Annotated in this window: 16 protein-coding genes and 1 other annotated feature; of the genes, 12 read left to right on the forward strand and 4 right to left on the reverse strand. The window is 39.8% G+C overall.

Annotated features, from left to right (window positions below; translation table 11 throughout):
- Window positions 1-304 precede the first annotated feature (304 nt).
- Window positions 305-676, forward strand: a complete 372-nt coding sequence (locus EM4838_RS00770) for a DUF7006 family protein (RefSeq protein WP_019723867.1) — start codon at window positions 305-307, stop codon at window positions 674-676.
- 266 nt (window positions 677-942) lie between these two features.
- On the opposite strand, the gene EM4838_RS00775 is transcribed toward EM4838_RS00770, so the two are convergent.
- Window positions 943-1,890 carry a LacI family DNA-binding transcriptional regulator gene (locus EM4838_RS00775; RefSeq protein ID WP_071866608.1) on the reverse strand — a complete coding sequence of 316 codons (948 nt, stop codon included), beginning with the start codon at window positions 1,888-1,890 and terminating at the stop codon, window positions 943-945.
- Between the two features lie 74 nt (window positions 1,891-1,964).
- On the opposite strand from EM4838_RS00775, the gene EM4838_RS00780 reads away from it, so the two are divergent.
- A complete protein-coding gene (locus EM4838_RS00780) occupies window positions 1,965-2,780 on the forward strand; it encodes a Cof-type HAD-IIB family hydrolase (RefSeq protein ID WP_071866594.1) in 816 nt (271 codons plus the stop codon).
- A gap of 198 nt (window positions 2,781-2,978) precedes the next feature.
- On the opposite strand, the gene EM4838_RS00785 is transcribed toward EM4838_RS00780, so the two are convergent.
- Window positions 2,979-3,239: a metal-sensitive transcriptional regulator gene (locus EM4838_RS00785; RefSeq protein ID WP_010736403.1), complete on the reverse strand. Its 261-nt coding sequence runs from the start codon at window positions 3,237-3,239 to the stop codon at window positions 2,979-2,981.
- 165 nt (window positions 3,240-3,404) lie between these two features.
- Between EM4838_RS00785 and EM4838_RS00790 the strand changes: the two genes are divergently transcribed.
- From EM4838_RS00790 to nagE, 4 genes are all read left to right on the forward strand, one after another.
- Entirely contained in the window at window positions 3,405-3,722 is a 318-nt protein-coding gene (locus EM4838_RS00790) for a rhodanese-like domain-containing protein (RefSeq protein ID WP_176285325.1), read from the forward strand.
- Between the two features lie 3 nt (window positions 3,723-3,725).
- On the forward strand, window positions 3,726-5,381 hold the full coding sequence (locus tag EM4838_RS00795) for an FAD-dependent oxidoreductase (protein ID WP_071866595.1): 1,656 nt from the start codon (window positions 3,726-3,728) through the stop codon (window positions 5,379-5,381).
- A 238-nt stretch (window positions 5,382-5,619) separates the two neighbouring features.
- The gene (locus tag EM4838_RS00800; RefSeq protein WP_071866596.1) at window positions 5,620-6,402 is read left to right on the forward strand and encodes a hypothetical protein; all 783 of its coding nucleotides are present in this window, start codon (window positions 5,620-5,622) and stop codon (window positions 6,400-6,402) included.
- Between the two features lie 269 nt (window positions 6,403-6,671).
- Window positions 6,672-8,666: an N-acetylglucosamine-specific PTS transporter subunit IIBC gene (gene nagE, locus EM4838_RS00805; protein ID WP_023519057.1), complete on the forward strand. Its 1,995-nt coding sequence runs from the start codon at window positions 6,672-6,674 to the stop codon at window positions 8,664-8,666.
- Between the two features lie 76 nt (window positions 8,667-8,742).
- On the opposite strand, the gene EM4838_RS00810 is transcribed toward nagE, so the two are convergent.
- Window positions 8,743-9,063, reverse strand: a complete 321-nt coding sequence (locus tag EM4838_RS00810; RefSeq protein WP_010736398.1) for a heavy metal-binding domain-containing protein — start codon at window positions 9,061-9,063, stop codon at window positions 8,743-8,745.
- Window positions 9,064-9,256: 193 nt separating this feature from the next.
- Between EM4838_RS00810 and dhaM the strand changes: the two genes are divergently transcribed.
- Genes dhaM through dhaL form a run of 3 tightly spaced genes read left to right on the forward strand, consistent with a single transcriptional unit; the run spans window position 9,257 to window position 11,260 of the window.
- Window positions 9,257-9,655 (forward strand): dihydroxyacetone kinase phosphoryl donor subunit DhaM, encoded by a 399-nt coding sequence (gene dhaM, locus EM4838_RS00815; protein WP_010736397.1) that lies wholly within the window; start codon window positions 9,257-9,259, stop codon window positions 9,653-9,655.
- A gap of 1 nt (window position 9,656) precedes the next feature.
- The gene (gene dhaK / locus EM4838_RS00820; RefSeq protein WP_010736396.1) at window positions 9,657-10,640 is read left to right on the forward strand and encodes a dihydroxyacetone kinase subunit DhaK; all 984 of its coding nucleotides are present in this window, start codon (window positions 9,657-9,659) and stop codon (window positions 10,638-10,640) included.
- Between the two features lie 14 nt (window positions 10,641-10,654).
- A complete protein-coding gene (gene dhaL / locus EM4838_RS00825) occupies window positions 10,655-11,260 on the forward strand; it encodes a dihydroxyacetone kinase subunit DhaL (protein ID WP_010736395.1) in 606 nt (201 codons plus the stop codon).
- A gap of 144 nt (window positions 11,261-11,404) precedes the next feature.
- Here the strand turns inward: dhaL and EM4838_RS00830 are convergent, their stop codons facing one another.
- The gene (locus tag EM4838_RS00830; RefSeq protein ID WP_071866597.1) at window positions 11,405-12,244 is read right to left on the reverse strand and encodes a hypothetical protein; all 840 of its coding nucleotides are present in this window, start codon (window positions 12,242-12,244) and stop codon (window positions 11,405-11,407) included.
- A gap of 355 nt (window positions 12,245-12,599) precedes the next feature.
- Window positions 12,600-12,803, forward strand: a binding site (T-box leader).
- A gap of 96 nt (window positions 12,804-12,899) precedes the next feature.
- On the opposite strand from EM4838_RS00830, the gene tyrS reads away from it, so the two are divergent.
- The 3 genes from tyrS to tyrP all read left to right on the forward strand — a co-directional run bounded on the left by tyrS (window position 12,900) and on the right by tyrP (window position 17,984).
- Window positions 12,900-14,156, forward strand: a complete 1,257-nt coding sequence (gene tyrS / locus EM4838_RS00835; protein ID WP_010736393.1) for a tyrosine--tRNA ligase — start codon at window positions 12,900-12,902, stop codon at window positions 14,154-14,156.
- Between the two features lie 290 nt (window positions 14,157-14,446).
- Entirely contained in the window at window positions 14,447-16,321 is a 1,875-nt protein-coding gene (gene tdc, locus EM4838_RS00840; protein WP_010736392.1) for a tyrosine decarboxylase, read from the forward strand.
- 244 nt (window positions 16,322-16,565) lie between these two features.
- Window positions 16,566-17,984, forward strand: coding sequence for a tyrosine-tyramine antiporter (gene tyrP / locus EM4838_RS00845; RefSeq protein ID WP_062805731.1), 1,419 nt, complete (start codon window positions 16,566-16,568; stop codon window positions 17,982-17,984).
- The last annotated feature ends 97 nt before the right edge of the window (window positions 17,985-18,081 follow it).

Raw genomic sequence — 18,081 nt, forward strand, 5'->3', positions numbered from 1 at the left:
TCGAAAATCAATCGAAGTCAAAACTGGCTGAGATTGATTTTTTTTTGGTTTAAGATAAAAAAAATCAACTGAATGCAAAAAAAATAGCTGGTAATATGCCGAAGCATAGACGTAGCAATGATTCAAGAGTAAATATTTCAAGGAGTTAGGCAATATGTGAAGTTGAAATTACACAGAGAAGACTATATGATTTTATTATAATCTATTCGAGAAACAGGTAGTTCACAAAAAATAAGGTCGATTCAATCAGTCATATGTACATATTTTAGGTTTTACTATCAATCATCAGAAGGAGAGGTAATTTATGAATTTATCGAATATTCAATCTAGTGAAGAATACTTAAAACATTATAGAGAATTTATGGAAAACTGTTTTTCCATCAACTATCCACTTTTAGCTTCTTTTTACAAAGAACTTCATCATCGTTTTTTAGAGGTCGTCTCTCAAAAGGACGGACCTGTGTTTGAGCAATTACAAGAGTTGTTAGGGATCGATGCACAGCTACAGATACTTTACGAAATGGCGGAATGTATCGAATCGTTGAAATTAGAAATGAATGAAGAGAAAATCATTGAAATGATCAAGAGAGATAGCTTTTCTTTTTATAGAGAACGGATAGGGTTAACGAAGAAAGATCCTATTCCGCGCGGATTGATCTATCTGAGTGAAAAATAGCCAGTCAATCTTACAGCTATTTCTCTATCAAGGGAAAAGGTTCGACATAGTTTTTAATACACATGATCAGCGACTGTTTGTCTAGTAGAACATCTCTTTTGTCCTATTCTTGTGATAATTATCATGTATTCTAGTATGGATTAGATTTTAATATACAGAAAAGCTGTGACCTAAGTGTTCAGCTCTGAGAAATAAGCGTGAAACCCAGAAAATTCCTCTTGGAATTTTTGAGGTCTCACGCTTATTTCTGAAGGAGCTACTTCACATTATCGCCAAATAATTACTGGATCTTCTGCTTGCACGATCCTGTCACTCTGGGATAAGAGAAAATCTACTGCGGAGGCGCCGATTTTTTTAGGGGAGAAATCAATAGTCGAAAAGGCTAATATCTCACTATATGGTAGATTTCCTTCACCTATGACAGTGAAATCTTTTTTATGAATGAATCCTGCCTGTTTCATTCCTGAAATTACACCGGCTGCTGTATCATCGCCATTGACATAGATTACCTCTGGAATAGAGGCGTGAGTTGTAATCTCTATTGCGAACGCATAGCCATCTGCATAGGTTTCGATACCAGTGAAATAGTTTTTTCCTTCAATCGCCTTTCCAAAATACGTTTCATAAGCAGTTAATTTGTTTTTTGTGGTCTGGCTTTGTGAGGCACTGCGTTTAGTGGTAAAGATGACCCTGGAAATACCACGAGCATGCAGGGTAAGGAACAATTGATCATACGCTTTTTTTCGATCTGGATAAATCATGGCAAGGTCGTCATTGTCCATCTTTTCAGTTGAAACGATTTTTCCTTTGAAGCGAAGAGGTTCAAGTAGCTCATCATTTTTTGTTCGTGACGTTAGAATAAGACCGTCGATCATTTTTTGCTCTAATAGTGTGTAATAGTGACTCTCCGTCTCCTTTTCATAGTAAGTAGGGAGTAATAATACTTGATACCCTTTACTTTTTGCCTGATACAAGATACTGTCCACCAATTGATTATAACAAGAACTGTTGTTAGGCAAGGTAACACCTAAAGTATAGGTTTCTCCTTTACTCAATTTTACAGCATTTCCGTTCACCACATAGTTTGTCTCTTCAATAACGGATTGGACTTTTTTTCGTAAAGCATCGGACACGTAACGATCGTTATTTATCACTCTGGAAACGGTAGATTTGGATACTCCTGACATTTTTGCGATCTCTCGAATCGTAACGATGGGATTTTCCTCCTTTTCTCTTGACTTGGGACGCGTTCCAGTAGGTATACTTTCTTTTGAAAGGTGGTAATGGAATGACAATCAAAATGATCGCTGTAGATATGGATGGTACATTTTTGAATGATCAAAAGAAATACAATGAGGAACGCTTTAAGAAACTTTTTGACTTACTACAGGAAAAAGGAATAAAGTTTGTTGTAGCAAGTGGAAATCAATATTTCCAGTTGCGTTCATTCTTCCCTGATCTTTATAAAAGTATAGCATTCGTAGCAGAAAATGGGGCAAATATTTTAATTGGTGAAGACCATGTGTACAATGCAGAATTACGTCCTGAAAAAATCGTTCAGACATTAGATGTATTGGAAGAGTTAGCGCCAATGAACTTGATCTTATGTGGGAAACAGAGTGCCTATGTCTCTAATACGGTTTCTAAGGAGTTGTTTGAACGTGCAAGTTTTTACTACCCTAAGCTTGAGAAGGTAGATGACCTGTATACGTTAGCTAAGGGAGAAGAAACAATTTTCAAGTTTGCTTTATCCTTCGATGAGCAAGAAGCGGTAGAAAAACTAACAGCCTTAAAAAATTCTTTAGGAGAGGGATTGATACCGGTCTCTAGTGGTCATGGAGATATCGATTTGATCATCCCTGGTGTTCACAAATTAAACGGGTTACGATTGTTAGGCAAAAAATGGGGGATCAGTGATGATGAGATTGCTACATTTGGCGATAGCGGGAATGACTTTGAAATGATCCAACAGATCAAGCACAGTTTTGCTATGGAAAATGGACAGCCCAAGATCAAAGAAGCAGCTACGACGATTATAGGATCAAATAATACAGAGGCTGTACTCGATACGATCCAAGCAATTGTAGAAGAGAAATATACGTAACTTAGTGGTGATAAATTACCGAAACATTGAGCTATAAGAAATAAGGCGTCATCCACGAAAATTGTTTTTTAATTTTTTGTGGATGACGCCTTATTTTTTGAAGAGGTTACTTTTGTTCCAGCCGTTGATTTGGTTTTAGGTGGTGCAAGAGGGTTATTGTTCCAGACACTTGTGGTATTGATTTTTTAAGGTCTGTGTTTATTTTTTGATGATCATATTGATGGCTTGTTCCATTTTTTTTGCTTGTTCCTCCACACTGTTTTCTGGATGCTCCAAGCAGTTTTTTAAATTTTCGGCAACGATCATCCCCATGACACGATCAATACTCGAACGAACAGCGCTTAATTGCGTAATGATATCCATGCACTCTTTTTCCTCGTCAATCATTTTTTGGATACCACGAATTTGTCCTTCTGTACGTCTCAAGCGATTTAGAATTGTTTTGTTGTCAATAGTCATCATAGAACCTCCCACTCTTTTTTTGCAAATAATACCCTATATAGGTATTATTTGCAAATGAAAACTGCAACTTTTTGAAATTAAAAGTTTTAATGGTTGACATAATCACATTTATCGTGTTGAATATACCCCAGTAGGTATATTTTTCTAAAAAAAGAGGAGAGAATGAACATGGGATTATTTCAACTTAGTCAATCAATAACAGTAAAGGATTTGCAAGATAAATTAAAAGAAAACATCCAATTGATCGATGTTAGAACACCAGCTGAATACCGAGGCGGGCATATTAAGCAAGCGGAAAATATTCCTTTACACCGTATTAGTACGTATAATGGGGATAAACAAGCACCAGTATACGTTATTTGTCAGTCAGGAATGCGTAGTAAGCAAGCAACGAAAGAATTAAAAAATCTTGGTTATCAGGCGATCAATATCCGTGGCGGGATGAATCAATGGTTTGGGGAAAAGATTGGAGGAAGATAAAAAATGAAATTTGTGATAATTGGCGGTGTTGCTGGAGGGATGTCTGCGGCCACTCGTTTAAGACGACTGCAAGAAGATGCAGAAATCATTGTTTTTGAAAAAGGGCCCAATGTTTCTTTTGCTAATTGTGGCCTCCCTTACTATCTTTCTGGTGAGATCGATGAAAGAGAAAAGCTCTTGATCCAAACACCTGAAAGTTTAGCTGCACGCTTTCGTTTGGACGTTCGAGTGGAGCATGAAGTCACAGCGATTTTTCCAGAAACAAAAGAAGTGGAAGTTTCTCATGGAGGGGAATCCCGCAAAGAAACGTATGATGCCCTTTTGCTTTCTCCAGGAGCTAAACCCTTTATACCTGAGATCACAGGCTTGTCTGAGGCAAAAAATGTATTTACTGTGAGAAATGTTCCAGATGTTGACGCTATCATGGGAAAATTAGAGGAACAACCTCGTAAAGCGGTAGTTATTGGCGCCGGTTTTATTGGGATCGAAGTAGCAGAAAATCTAAAAAAACGTGGACTGGATGTAACGATTGTCGAACGGACTCCGCAAGTCGTACCGACGTTGGATGAAGAGATGGCTTCTTTTATACAAAAAGAATTAGAAAATAATGATGTTCAAGTTTTAACCGATTGTGCCGTTACTAGTTTTGAAGAACAAGGAAACATGCTTCGTCTAGAAAATGGCGAAATGTTAGAGTCAGATTTGACGATTCTTTCGGTGGGGGTCCAACCAGATAGTCGTTTAGCTGAGATGGCAGGTTTAACGTTGGGATTACGTGGCGGTATCGTTGTGGATGAGCATTATCAAACGAGTGATCCGGCAATCTTTGCAGTAGGAGATGCGATTGTCGTGAAACATCAAATCACGAAGGAACCTGCATTGATTTCTTTAGCTTCACCTGCGAATCGACAAGGACGACAAGCTGCTGATAACATGGCTGGGCGGCCACGCCTGAATCAAGGCAGCCTTGGAACGGCTATTGTTCGAGCATTTGGTCAGACAGCTGCCTCCACAGGTATCACAGAACGACAAGCAAAAAAAGCAGGTTTATCTTTTCAAGTCCTCCATGCTTCAGGTAAAGATCATGCTGGCTATTACCCTGGTGCAACGGACTTGTTGTTGAAATTGATCTTCCATCCGGAAACTGGGGAAATCTATGGAGCTCAAGGAATCGGTCAAAAAGGAGTAGATAAACGAATCGATATTCTTGCGACAGCCATTAAAGGGCATTTGACAGTCTTCGACCTGCCAGAGTTAGAACTGACTTATGCACCGCCTTTTGGTTCAGCGAAAGATCCAGTAAATATGCTAGGTTATATTGCGATGAATGTCATCGAAGGATTGAGTGAGATGATACAGTGGCATGAATTGCCAGAAGAATTAGCACATGGGAAACAATTGCTTGATGTTCGGAATAAGGAAGAATTGCAAAAAGGTTATTTCCCAAAAGCTAGCCATATCCCTTTATCTGAATTGCGTCAACGATTGGACGAATTGGATAAAGAACAAGAATATATCGTCAGTTGTCATAGTGGATTACGTAGCTACTTAGCAGAAAGAATCTTGAAACAAGCGGGATTCACTGTGAAAAATTTAGATGGCGCTTTTTCTCTGTACCAAGCCGTCAGACCAGATGAATTATGCTATCCTCAAGGGTAGGACTTGAGGGTGTGACCGACGAGCTTTGTAAGGGAAGTAGTAAGCTTGGATGATCGTTTTTCTATTTTTAGAACTTGGCGCTTTTTTAGGCTATTTTTTTGAAGGATAGGAGCTGACGAATGACAAAACTCCAACCTTTCATCGATACAACTAGACAGAATACGTCAATTGTTTATAGGCGATTCCTCAGTTTTTTTCTATAATGAACAACTAGTGAAAATGAAAGGGGATGGCAGAGATGCACAAAATGAAAAAAGTACTTTTTGCTGCACTGATCGCCAGCAGTTTCTTTCTTTGTCAGACAGTCCGGGCAGATTCAAGTCAACCAGCATCAGAAACCAGTGAGTCACAGATCCAGGAGAGTCAGGAGCCACTAGAGTCGTCACATACACCTCTTAACGAAACTGATCCATCAGATTCGACTCGCTGGGAGAAGTTGGAGCAACAACGTAAAGAAGTGGAAGATACGTTGGAACAAGCGAAACAACAACTTATCGAAAAACAAAGGGAAATCGATCAAACAGTGAACGACTTAGCAAATCAAGCAGCGAGTGATCGCGATGAGTTAGCTGAGAAAATAGCTGAAGAGCGAGAAAAAGCCGAATTAGCAAAACAAAAAATAGCAACTGCGACCCAACGGGCAACCGAAGTACAAACGGAATTGCAAGATTTAGCAACGTCTACTGTTTCGTCAGTGGATCAGACACAAGCGGATATTCAAGCAGCTCGTACGGAAATCCATGAAAAAGCAGCAGAAGCTCAAGCGGCAATGGCCGATTTCGAAGCAAGAAAAGCAGATTTGTCTGCCAGTATCGAAAGAATCAAGTCGACCTTACATTCCGCCGGAAAACGGTCGGTAGAAGCGGGGACAGTTACTGAAACAGAAACAAAAGTAGTGGCAGAACAACCCACGAAGACATTACCAAAAACGACCGATCGTCGGTCAATTTATTTGTCAGTGATCGGTAGCTTGTGCTTGCTGGTTGTTTTTGTCGGTGCTGTGTATCAAAAAAGAGTTTGAGAGTGACATCTCAAACTCTTTTTTGTTGTTTGAAAACAACGGATTGATTATTGGTCTATATTTATTTTGAAAAATAAATAGTCGGATAATAGATTTTTTCGTTCGTTTTCGTTGTTTTTACTGGTTTTTTGAATGTATTCAATCAATGCTTCCTATTTTTTTGGATAAATGGTATACTCGTTTTATTGTTTTTAGATATTTTCTAGAAAATTTACAAAAATAACGATAAACGCTCTTTCACGAGCGGAGAGAAAATAGGAGTGGAAAGAATGAAAGCATATATGCAACGAATGGGTCGCTCATTGATGTTGCCAGTAGCAGTCTTACCAGCGGCTTCTTTACTGGTTGGTCTTGCGAATTGGTTCGTAGGAGTAGGCATCAGTAATGCGGGAACGACCTTCTTAATGAATGCGGGGCTAGCGATTCTTAACCATCTTGCCTTATTGTTTGCGGTGGGTTTGGCATTGGGAATGTCAAAAGACAAAGATGGATCAGCTGCTTTGGCAGGATTGGTCGCTTACTTGATCCCTCAAACCGTTTTATCTGCGGATTCAGTACAAGGATTATTGCATCTGGGAGATCTCACTGAAGTCAATCCGGCTTTCAATACAATGGATAACAATGTATTTGTTGGAATCGTGGCAGGATTAGTCGCTGCTGCGATGTATAATCGGTTTAGCCAAGTGAAATTACCTATGGCCTTATCATTTTTTAGTGGGAAACGCTTAGTTCCGATCATGTCTGCCTTGAGCATGTTGGTTATTTCTGCGATATTATTATTTATTTGGCCAACTGTTTATGATGTACTGGTTTCCTTTGGGAAGGGGATTTCTCAATTAGGGTTTGTCGGTGCAGGACTATACGGTTTCTTCAATCGTTTATTGATTCCAACAGGCTTACATCATGCACTGAATTCTGTTTTTTGGTTCGATGTGGCAGGTATCAATGATATTGGAAACTTTTTAGCTGGACAACAAGCGTTAGATAGTGGAAAAGCAATAATTGGGCAAACCGGTATGTATCAAGCTGGGTTTTTCCCAGTCATGATGTTCGGTTTACCTGCTGGGGCCTTTGCTATTTATCAAAGTGCACGTCCAGAAAAGAAAAAACAAGTCGCTTCTTTGATGCTAGCAGCCGGTTTTGCTGCGTTCTTTACAGGTGTGACTGAACCATTAGAATTTTCATTTATGTTTGTGGCGTGGCCGTTGTATGTTATCCATGCCATTTTTACAGGAATTTCATTAGCAATCAGTGCCTTTTTCCATTGGACAGCTGGTTTTGCTTTTAGCGCTGGTTTTGTGGATTACTTTTTGTCGTTGCAGAATCCAGTCGCCAATCAACCATTGATGTTGCTCGTTCAAGGAGTATTTTTTGCAGCTATCTATTATTTTGGCTTCCGCTTTGCCATCAACAAGTTCAATTTGATGACACCAGGAAGAGAAACAGAAATTGGCGAAGAGACACCTGATATTGCTACGGGAACTAATGAATTTAGCCAACTAGCTGCGGTGATCTATGATGCACTAGGTGGAAAAGAAAATGTAAAAGCAATCGACAATTGTACGACACGCTTGCGTCTGCAGGTAAAAGACACAGCAAAAGTAAATCAAGAAGCGATTAAACAAACTGGTGTCCCAGGGGTAAAAGTAATTGATCAAACAAATATTCAAGTCATTGTAGGCACACAGGTCCAATTTGTAGCAGACGAAATGACGAAACTCCAACAAGGTAGTAAGGTAGCGCAAGAGACCGCTCAATCAATTTCTCACCAAGATGTGCCGGTTTCTGCTTCAAAGACAAGTAAGGAAACATTTGAACTCTATGCACCGGCGCTCGGTAAAATCATTCCGATCACTGAAGTCGGCGATCCTGTTTTTGCAGAAAAAATGATGGGTGATGGCTATGCAGTCCTGCCGGAAGCAAAAGAAATATTTGCACCAATCAATGGAACGATCACTAGTATATTTCCAACGAAACATGCACTGGGGATCGAAACAGATAATGGGCTTGAAGTGTTGGTGCATATGGGAATCAACACGGTTGATTTACAAGGAGAACCCTTCACTCTTTATGTCAAACAAGCACAACGAGTGGAACGAGGTCAATTATTGGCAGTTGTTGACTTAGCGATGCTAGAAAAAGCAGGCAAACAAACAGATATGATCGTTGTATTTACAAATAGTGAGAAAGTTGAAAGTCTAACCATTGAAAAAAGACCGCTGGTTGAGGCGAATGAGGTGATTGGACAAGTCCAGTCATTGTGAAGCGTGTGTGAGTAATAAACGAGTGGAGGCTCTAGAAATTTGGCGGGTCTTCACTCGTTTATTTGTTTTGATTTTATTAAACCAATCGAACAGCCGTCCCGCTACAAGTGACCATCAACATCCCATTATCTGAACCTAAGACTTCATAATCCATCTTCATCCCGATGATCGCATTTGCGCCAAGTGCTTCTGCGCGTTGCGCCATTTCAGCTAATGCTTCTTCTCTTGCTGTCAATAATTCCCCTTCATAACTTTTTGAGCGTCCGCCAAAAACGTTACGAATCCCTGCACCTAAATCTTTTAAGACGTTGATTCCCGTAATGACTTCACCAAAAACAATTCCCTCATAAGACTCAATGACTTGATGTTCTACGCTATTTGTTGTTGTAATGATCATTTTGATCACTCCTTTCTTTAAGGAAAGTATAGCAAATATCTCTTTTTAGTCCTATCTTTATCTTCACATAAATAAAAAAACTATCGTTCATTATATCGCATTATTTCCATTACCCATAGGAGTTGATATATACTTAATACAGTATAAAGAAAACCCTTACAAAAAGGGTGCTAAACTGAAGGAGGGGAATTCGTTGAAGAAAAGTATCTTATTGCTTTCTCATAGTAAGAAGGTCACAGACGGCATCAAAGAGATGATTGAACAAATGCAACAAACCGATGACGTAGAAGTATTATCACTTGGCGGAATCGAAGAGGGAGAACTCGGTTCTGATCCGATGAAGATCGTTGATGCCGTCAATCAATCAGCCGATTCAGCTGCTTATTTTGTCTTTGCTGATCTTGGTAGCGCAGTGATGAATTCAGAATTGGCAAAAGATTTATTGGAGGAAGCCCAACAAAAAAACTACTACTTGGTGGATGCCCCCTTAGTAGAAGGAGCCTTTGCAGCTGCTATTACAGCAGGGACAACCGACAATATCGAACAAATCATAGAAGAAGCACGACAAGCAGGGAAGAAAGGGTGGATGTAAATTGAAAAAAATCATGAACGAACCTGGGGATATCGTAGAAGAAATGCTAGAAGGGATCGTAAAGAGTTATCCAGAGCTAGTACATCGTGTAGAAGATTCTCGTGTAATTGCGAAAAATCAGTTGAACGAACAAGTCGGGTTAGTTTCTGGAGGTGGTAGTGGACATGAACCAGCTCACGCAGGTTTTGTTGGAGATGGTATGTTAAGTGCAGCAGTTTTGGGGGATGTTTTTACCTCACCGACACCTGATCAAATCCAACTAGCGATCAAAGAAGCGGACCAAGGACAAGGTGTGTTATTGATCATCAAAAACTATACTGGAGATATATTGAATTTTGAAATGGCAAAAGAGTTAGCTGCTATGGATGAAATTGACGTCGAAGAAGTAGTGGTCGATGATGACATCGCGGTAGAAAACAGCACGTATACGGCAGGGAAGCGTGGCGTAGCGGGGACTATTCTTGTCCATAAGATTTTAGGAGATGCTGCCAAAAATGGCGCGAGCTTGACTCAACTGAAGGAATTAGGAGAGCGAGTGGTTGCTGCGACCAAAACAATTGGTGTCGCATTACGGGCTGCGACTGTCCCAGAAGTAGGGAAGCCTGGCTTTGACCTAAATGAAGACGAAATCGAATACGGTGTAGGGATTCATGGCGAACCAGGTTATCGTCGAGAAAAACTGCAACCCTCTAAATTGTTAGCGAAAGAGTTAGTCACGAAAATTTTGAGTGAATATACTGAAAAACCAAAAGAAGTCGGTGTCTTAGTGAATGGGATGGGTGGTACACCATTGATGGAACAATTTGTATTCATGAATGATGTGTTAACGTTGTTGAATGAAGAACAGGTGGATGTTACTTTCCATAAAGTCGGTGATTTGATGACTTCATTGGATATGCAGGGACTATCATTAACAATGGTTGACTTAACAGAAACCACTTGGAAAGAAGCTTTAACAAGTCACGTAGAAACGATTGCATGGTAAAGGATGATGAAAAAATGAAGTTGACGGTAAAAGAGATCCAAGCTTGGCTTAACCGCTTTGCTGAAGAGATCAAAGAGAAAAAAGCGTACCTAAGTGATTTAGATACCCCCATTGGCGATGGGGATCATGGGAATAATATGGGAAGAGGTGTGACAGCCTATGAAGCAGCTTTTCAACAGGAGGCACCTGACACTATCAGTGATACCTTCAAGATGTTTTCTATGGCAATGATATCCAAAGTAGGAGGCGCCTCGGGTCCTCTTTACGGTTCTGCGTTTATGAATTTGATGAAAGCAACAAAAGGAGTAGAGCAGATCGATTCACAAGAACAATTAGGTGAGTTCATCCGTGAAGGAGCGAACGGCATCCAAGCAAGAGGAAAAGCGGAACAAGAAGATAAAACCATGTTAGATGTTTGGTTCCCTGTAGCTGAAGCACTAACCGCAGGGAATCTTACGAAAGAAGTAATTGAGCAGGCAAAAGAACACACAGCAGGATTAGTCGCGAAAAAAGGACGTGCTTCTTATTTAGGTGAACGTTCAATCGGACATATTGATCCTGGTGCGGCATCTAGTGCCATCTTGTTTACTACGTTATTAGAAATAATCGACGAAATATAAAAAAAGTTGGATAGAAGGATCTAACCTCGATAAATCAGGCGCCATCCACAGTGGTTTTAACCTTATGTGGATGACGCCTTTTTTAAAACCATTATTTTTTGGTCCGTCCTTTATCCTGTTTAAGGTGAGACAAGTGGTTGTTTGTTAGATATTCCCAATGCCACCGCCCAATTCTGGACGATTGATTTCATCAACCACTGAGACTGTTACCGTTTTTTCGACTCTTGGATCTTCTGTTACGCCAAATGTCACGGCAAATTCGCCAGTTTTGTTTGCTTCAATCGAGGAATGCTTCACGTAAACATTTGCCTTTTGTCCAAGGAGAGTCACGGCATTTGCGCCGGTTGCTTGGATCAGTGAGAGGTCATCCGTTTGACCTAACTGGACAGTTGCATCGAATGCTTGCAAAAAGAATCTGGAAGGAACGTAGTTATCCGAAGTGACGGTAAGATTGACAGTTTTAGTAAATAAACTTGAGTCTCCTTTGAGACCGAATGTAACAGTGTAATTTCCTGGCTCAAACTTGATTGTGGAGTGTTTGATTTCTACAGGCAAGGAATGTCCTAAAATATCAGTTGCCTTGGCATCAGTCATGATGATCAACGTTTGTTCGTCCAATTGGTCGATCGAGACAGTAGCATCCGATGCGTCGACAAAGTAAAGATTTTCTTGCTCGTTCCCTGCGTCATTAGTAACTGTGACTTGGACTGTCTTACGGATCTTTGGTTCTTCTTTGATCCCTAAAACGATTTGATACGTACCAGGGGTATCATTCACTACATTTGATTTCTTGATCACAACATCTACTGGAGAGCCGCCAGAAGTCAGCGCTTGCGCATTTGTTGCTTGAAGGGTAGCTGCTTCATCTACTTGCCCCACCGGAACCGTTGCATCCTCAGCAGTTAATTGATAAATACCATAAGTCGGACAGTCTTCAAGTTTATCGACGATAGTGACTGTGATCTCTTTTTCTACTGAAGACATGATGGTCGTGCCGATCGTTGCTTGATAGATGCCTGGAGTGTCTTGTACATTGGCTGACTTGATGATCGGAGGGACTTCTACGCCAATTGAATTTGTGATGCGGGCATGAGAGGCTGTTTGAGTTATTAACGTAACGACAATTATGTAATTAAAGAAAAAATGGTGCGTGCAATAAGAAGAACATTTTTCAACAGATTGAGCAATGGAATCAATAAAGGCTTCTTCAATTCAATCGATTTCCGCTTAGTTCAAGATTAAAAAACGATGTTATTTTTTGTCGTTCGAATGATCAAGAAAAATTTTTTTGTTGACAAAAAAAACAGTGCGTTCTAAGATAGGAGATAGATGAATAAGGAATTAGACGATGAATAAAACGAAGTAGTGGATAAAGCCAATGTTTCAGAAAGCTAGTGGTTGCTGTGAACTAGTACATGCTTTAGCGCGAATTACATTTTAGGAGTCTATGGCATGAAGCCACGCGACAGCGTTAAATGTTAGAGAGATATGTTTGGAAAACAAACATATAATTTGGGTGGTACCGCGAATTTTCGTCCCTTGACTTGATTGTCAAGGGATTTTTTTGTTGTCTGCCCGGTAATAAATGACATGCTGGCAGGGACCTGCTTTCATAAAAAAAGATATGGAGGGAAATGTTATGAATATTATTGATGAATTAACTTGGCGTGATGCCATTAACCAACAAACCAACGAAGAAAGACTTCGCGAGCTTGTTGAAGAAAAGAGTATCTCGCTTTACTGTGGTGTCGATCCAACAGGAGATTCGATGCATATTGGGCATTTGATCCCGTTCATGATGATGAAAAGATTCCAATTAGCAGGGCATCATCCATACATCCTGATTGGTGGAGGAACTGGAACGATCGGTGATCCAAGTGGACGGACAAGCGAACGTGTTTTACAAACGATGGAACAAGTCCAACATAATGTGGATGCATTATCGAACCAAATGCGCAAACTTTTTGGGAAAGATGCCAATATTACATTTGTGAACAACTATGACTGGTTATCAAATATTTCTTTATTAGAATTTTTAAGAGACTACGGAAAAAACTTCAACATCAATACGATGTTAGCGAAAGATATCGTGGCAAGTCGTTTGGAAGTCGGAATTTCATTTACCGAATTTACTTACCAAATCTTGCAATCGATCGACTTCTTGCACTTACACAGAACATACGATGTGCAATTACAGATCGGTGGAGCTGACCAATGGGGAAACATCACTGCTGGTTTAGATCTGATCCGTAAATTGGAAGGACCAGAAGCGGAAGCCTTTGGGTTGACGATCCCATTAATGCTAAAAGCAGATGGAACAAAGTTCGGAAAAACTGCCGGTGGTGCAATCTGGCTAGACCCTGAAAAAACATCCCCTTACGAATTCTACCAATTCTGGTTGAATCAAGATGATCGGGATGTTGTGAAATACTTGAAATTCTTTACTTTCTTATCACAAGAAGAAATCAATGAATTAGCGAAAAAAGTGGAGACAGAACCTGAAAAACGTGAAGCACAACGCCGTTTGGCAGAAGAAGTGACACGTTTTGTCCACAGCGAAGAAGACTTACAAGAAGCGCAAAAAATCACAGCTGCATTGTTCTCTGGAAATATCAAAGAACTAAATGCGTCAGAAATCGAACAAGGCTTTGGAAACATGCCGAATGTAGAGATTTCAAGTACCCCTGAAAATATCGTGGAACTACTTGTTTCCACAAAAATCGAGCCATCAAAACGTCAAGCGCGTGAAGATGTGTCGAACGGAGCTATAAGTATTAACGGTGATCGCGTAACCGATTTAAATTTTGTCATTGATCCAGCTACAGAATTTGATGGTAAATTCGTAGTGATCAGAAAAGGGAAAAAACGCTACTTTTTGGCCAAAGTAGTTGATTAGAATTTAGTAATTTTTTACCTTGTAAAAGGTCTATTCCATTACAAAATTCCAATTTTTGAAACTTATCCTAATAGTTACGCCGGTTGTCGTTAATACAATCATGAGGAGAGAATTTACATTTGTAAATTCCCTCCTTTTTTTAATTTTTATCAATTGTACCAACAATTCAAACAATTAAAAGCATTAAAATGAAATGAGAAAAATAGGAAAAGTGATATTTACAGAAATAAAAAACAGGTGTAATCTAAGCCTCGACAAAATTTAAAAAATTATTTTAGGAGGGTTTCTAAATGGAATCAAAGGTAAATGATTTAAATTTGAATGCACTATTCATTGGAGACAAAGCAGAGAATGGCCAAATCTATAAAGCTTTGTTAAATGAATTAGTGGACGAGCACTTAGGATGGCGTCAAAATTATATGCCACAAGATATGCCGATCATTACGCCGGAAGAAAAAAGCAGTGAAAGCTTCGCGCACACGATCAATAAAACAAAAGACGTGTTAGCTGAAATCTCTACGCGGATGCGTACACACTCTGTCCCATGGCATAATGCAGGTCGTTATTGGGGTCATATGAACTCTGAAACATTGATGCCATCATTATTAGCCTATAATTTTGCGATGCTATGGAATGGAAATAACGTCGCATATGAATCTTCTCCAGCAACAAGTCAAATGGAAGAAGAAGTCGGAATGGAATTTGCTACATTGATGGGGTACAAAAATGGCTGGGGCCATATCGTTGCAGATGGCTCATTAGCAAATTTAGAAGGTCTTTGGTATGCGCGCAACATCAAATCATTGCCACTTGCAATGAAAGAAGTGGCACCTGAATTGGTTTCAGGTCAAACAGATTGGGAATTGATGAATCTTTCAACTCGGGAAATCATTGATCTGTTAGATCAAGTGCCAGAAAAAATCGATGAGATCAAAGCACATTCTGCACGCAGTGGAAAACATCTTCAACAATTAGGTAAATGGTTAGTCCCACAAACAAAACACTATTCATGGTTGAAAGCAGCAGACATCATTGGTGTCGGACTAGATCAAGTGATTCCAGTGCCTGTGGATCACAACTACCGCATGGACATCAAGGAACTTGAAACAATCATTCGTGAATTGGCTGCTGAACAAACACCGGTTTTAGGTGTCGTTGGTGTCGTTGGTTCTACTGAAGAAGGGGCAATCGATGAAATCGATAAAATCGTTGAATTACGTCGCAAGCTAGAAAAAGAAGGCATTTATTTCTACCTACACGTAGATGCAGCTTATGGTGGTTACGGACGTGCGATCTTCCTTGATGAGAACAATGAATTCATCCCATTTGATCAATTAAAAGAAGTACACGCAAAACATCATGTCTTCACAGAAAATAAAGATTATCTTTTAGAAGAAGTACACCGTGCATATCAAGCAATTGAAGAAGCAGAATCAGTGACGATTGATCCACATAAAATGGGCTATGTTCCTTACTCTGCTGGAGGTATCGTGATCCAAGACATTCGTATGCGTGATGTGATCTCTTACTTTGCAACCTATGTATTTGAAAAAGGAGCAGATATCCCAGCATTGCTTGGTGCCTATATTTTGGAAGGATCAAAAGCCGGAGCAACTGCCGCAAGTGTTTGGGCAGCGCATCACGTACTACCGCTTAATGTGACTGGTTATGGTAAATTGATGGGAGCATCGATTGAAGGCGCACATCGTTTCTTCCACTTCTTGAACAATTTAACCTTCAAAGTGGGCGATAAAGAAATCGAAGTTCATCCATTGACTTATCCAGATTTCAATATGGTTGATTATGTATTCAAAGAAAAAGGGAATGACGATCTGGTAGCGATGAATCAGTTGAACCATGATGTGTATGACTATTCTTCTTATGTCAAAGGAAGCATCTATGGCAATGAATTCTTGACATCTCATACAGACTTTGCAATTCCAGATTATGGCAATAGCCCACTTCAATTTGTAAAACAATTAGGATTTACAGAGGAAGAATGGGAACGTGCTGGAAAAGTCACAGTCTTACGTGCCAGTGTCATGACGCCGTATATGAATAAAGCAGAACATTTTGAAGAATATGCAGAAAAAATCAAAGCAGCGCTTCAAAGTAAATTAGAAAAAATCTATGCAGATCAGTTAGTGGCAAACGAAACAAAATAAACGTAAATATTATGATGAGTGAAGAGAAAGCAAGTAGAATGAGCGCTCATTTCTCGTTCGAAACGAATAAAGAATGAGCCTCCTTTCTCTTATCAAATCTTTCATGTTGGAGTGCCTTTGAAGCTTGATGATCCAAGCAAAAAATACTCAAAGCACAAGTTGACCATACGTTTGCTTTTATTTGCTGTTAATGAAAAGTTTCAAAGACACGCCTATTTATTTCTTAATAAGGAGAGTGTCAAAATTGAGTAAAGCTCAAGTAAGTAAAATGGGGCTAGGGACATTCATTGGTTTGACCATGGCGCTATGTGCCACTGTTCGTAGTATCCCAACATTGTCAGCTGTTGGTTGGACATTGATTTTTTACACGATTTTTGCCGTCTTGTTTTTTGCTGGACCCATTTCAATGATTTCTGGTGAATTATCAACGATGCTGCCGCAAGAAGGAGGCCCGCAACTTTGGGTCAAAACAGCTCTAGGTAGTAAATGGGGATTTGTCGTTGCATGGTTGCTTTGGGTGCAAATGTTCCCAGGAATGGTCATGGTCGCTTCTACCTTAGGTCCATTGTTAGGGAATACGTTTGGGAACGCCGCTCTTGGCAACAATCACTACTTCGTTTTAGGGTGTATCTTGGTCATTTACTGGATCATCACCTTGCTCAACTTGAAGTTTGACATGGCGAAAGTTGGTGGGAATATTGGTGTTTGGTTGGGTGTTTATATTCCTGTGGTGATCATGTTTGTTTTGGGGATATTAGCGTTTTTCAAAGTGGGACTTGTTTCAAACGGCTATTTGGGGGATTTTTCATGGTCGAAAGCATTGCCTGATCTACAACACAGTGATTCATTGAAATATTTGGCAGGGATCACATTTATTTTTGTGGGAATCGAAATGAGCTCAGTGTATATGCCTCGTTTGAAAGATGCAACGAAGAACTATACTAAAGGGGTCTTTATTGCATTGATCGGACTAGTTTTATTGAATGTCATCAATGCCTTGTTTGTTGCAAATGTCGTACCAGAAGGAAGAATGGAATTGGCAAACATCACACAACCAGTATTGATCTATTGTGATATTTTAGGATTGCCAACGATCATCGGTAATATCTTCAGCTTTATGGTCTTTATTGGTGTGTTATTACAATTGTCTGCTTGGGTAACTGGACCTTCTAAAACGATCATCCAAGTAGCACGTGAAGGATTCTTGCCACCAAAATTTGGCTTCCATAAAGAAAATGAATATGGTGTTTCAAGAAATGTGGTATTGACGCAATCAGTAGTTATTTCCCTCTTTGCGTTACTTTATGGCGTCATGGATGATGTAAGTGCGGTCTTTCTTACATTGACGAATGCAACAACAGTGATTTATTGCATCGTATATCTCTTGATCGCCATATCTTTAGTGAAAATGAGAAATAGCCATCCAGAATTGCCTCGTCCTTATCGAATCGGTAAAAAAGGAAATGGCTTTGCGTGGCTGGTTAGCTGTATGCTGATGTTGGCAATTATCGCCGTTGTTGTTTCAACGTTAGGAACTTCAACATTAGCGGATGCATTGCTTGTTGCGGTCATCGCAATCGTGATGTTCGTTATTCCGCTGATCATCAATCGCGTGAAGAAAGCAACTTGGTTGACTGAAGTTGAAGCAGACTTAAAAGAATAGTGGGGGGACTCCCTCTTAGAGAATATAAAACAACGAGGTTGTGACAGAAGTGTTCAGCTCCGAGAAATAAGCGTGAAACCCCGAAAATTGTTCTTCA

The sequence above is a fragment of the Enterococcus mundtii genome, from assembly GCF_002813755.1.
Taxonomy (GTDB): domain Bacteria; phylum Bacillota; class Bacilli; order Lactobacillales; family Enterococcaceae; genus Enterococcus_B; species Enterococcus_B mundtii.

Bases quoted from the DNA above. Each gene is read 5' to 3' on its own strand.
- EM4838_RS00770 (WP_019723867.1), top strand. From the start codon at position 305: ATGAATTTATCGAATATTCAATCTAGTGAAGAATACTTAAAACATTAT.
- EM4838_RS00780 (WP_071866594.1), top strand. From the start codon at position 1,965: ATGACAATCAAAATGATCGCTGTAGATATGGATGGTACATTTTTGAAT.
- EM4838_RS00785 (WP_010736403.1), bottom strand. From the start codon at position 3,239: ATGACTATTGACAACAAAACAATTCTAAATCGCTTGAGACGTACAGAA.
- EM4838_RS00790 (WP_176285325.1), top strand. From the start codon at position 3,405: ATGAACATGGGATTATTTCAACTTAGTCAATCAATAACAGTAAAGGAT.
- EM4838_RS00795 (WP_071866595.1), top strand. From the start codon at position 3,726: ATGAAATTTGTGATAATTGGCGGTGTTGCTGGAGGGATGTCTGCGGCC.
- EM4838_RS00800 (WP_071866596.1), top strand. From the start codon at position 5,620: ATGCACAAAATGAAAAAAGTACTTTTTGCTGCACTGATCGCCAGCAGT.
- nagE (WP_023519057.1), top strand. From the start codon at position 6,672: ATGAAAGCATATATGCAACGAATGGGTCGCTCATTGATGTTGCCAGTA.
- EM4838_RS00810 (WP_010736398.1), bottom strand. From the start codon at position 9,063: ATGATCATTACAACAACAAATAGCGTAGAACATCAAGTCATTGAGTCT.
- dhaL (WP_010736395.1), top strand. From the start codon at position 10,655: ATGAAGTTGACGGTAAAAGAGATCCAAGCTTGGCTTAACCGCTTTGCT.
- EM4838_RS00830 (WP_071866597.1), bottom strand. From the start codon at position 12,244: ATGTCTTCAGTAGAAAAAGAGATCACAGTCACTATCGTCGATAAACTT.
- tyrS (WP_010736393.1), top strand. From the start codon at position 12,900: ATGAATATTATTGATGAATTAACTTGGCGTGATGCCATTAACCAACAA.
- tdc (WP_010736392.1), top strand. From the start codon at position 14,447: ATGGAATCAAAGGTAAATGATTTAAATTTGAATGCACTATTCATTGGA.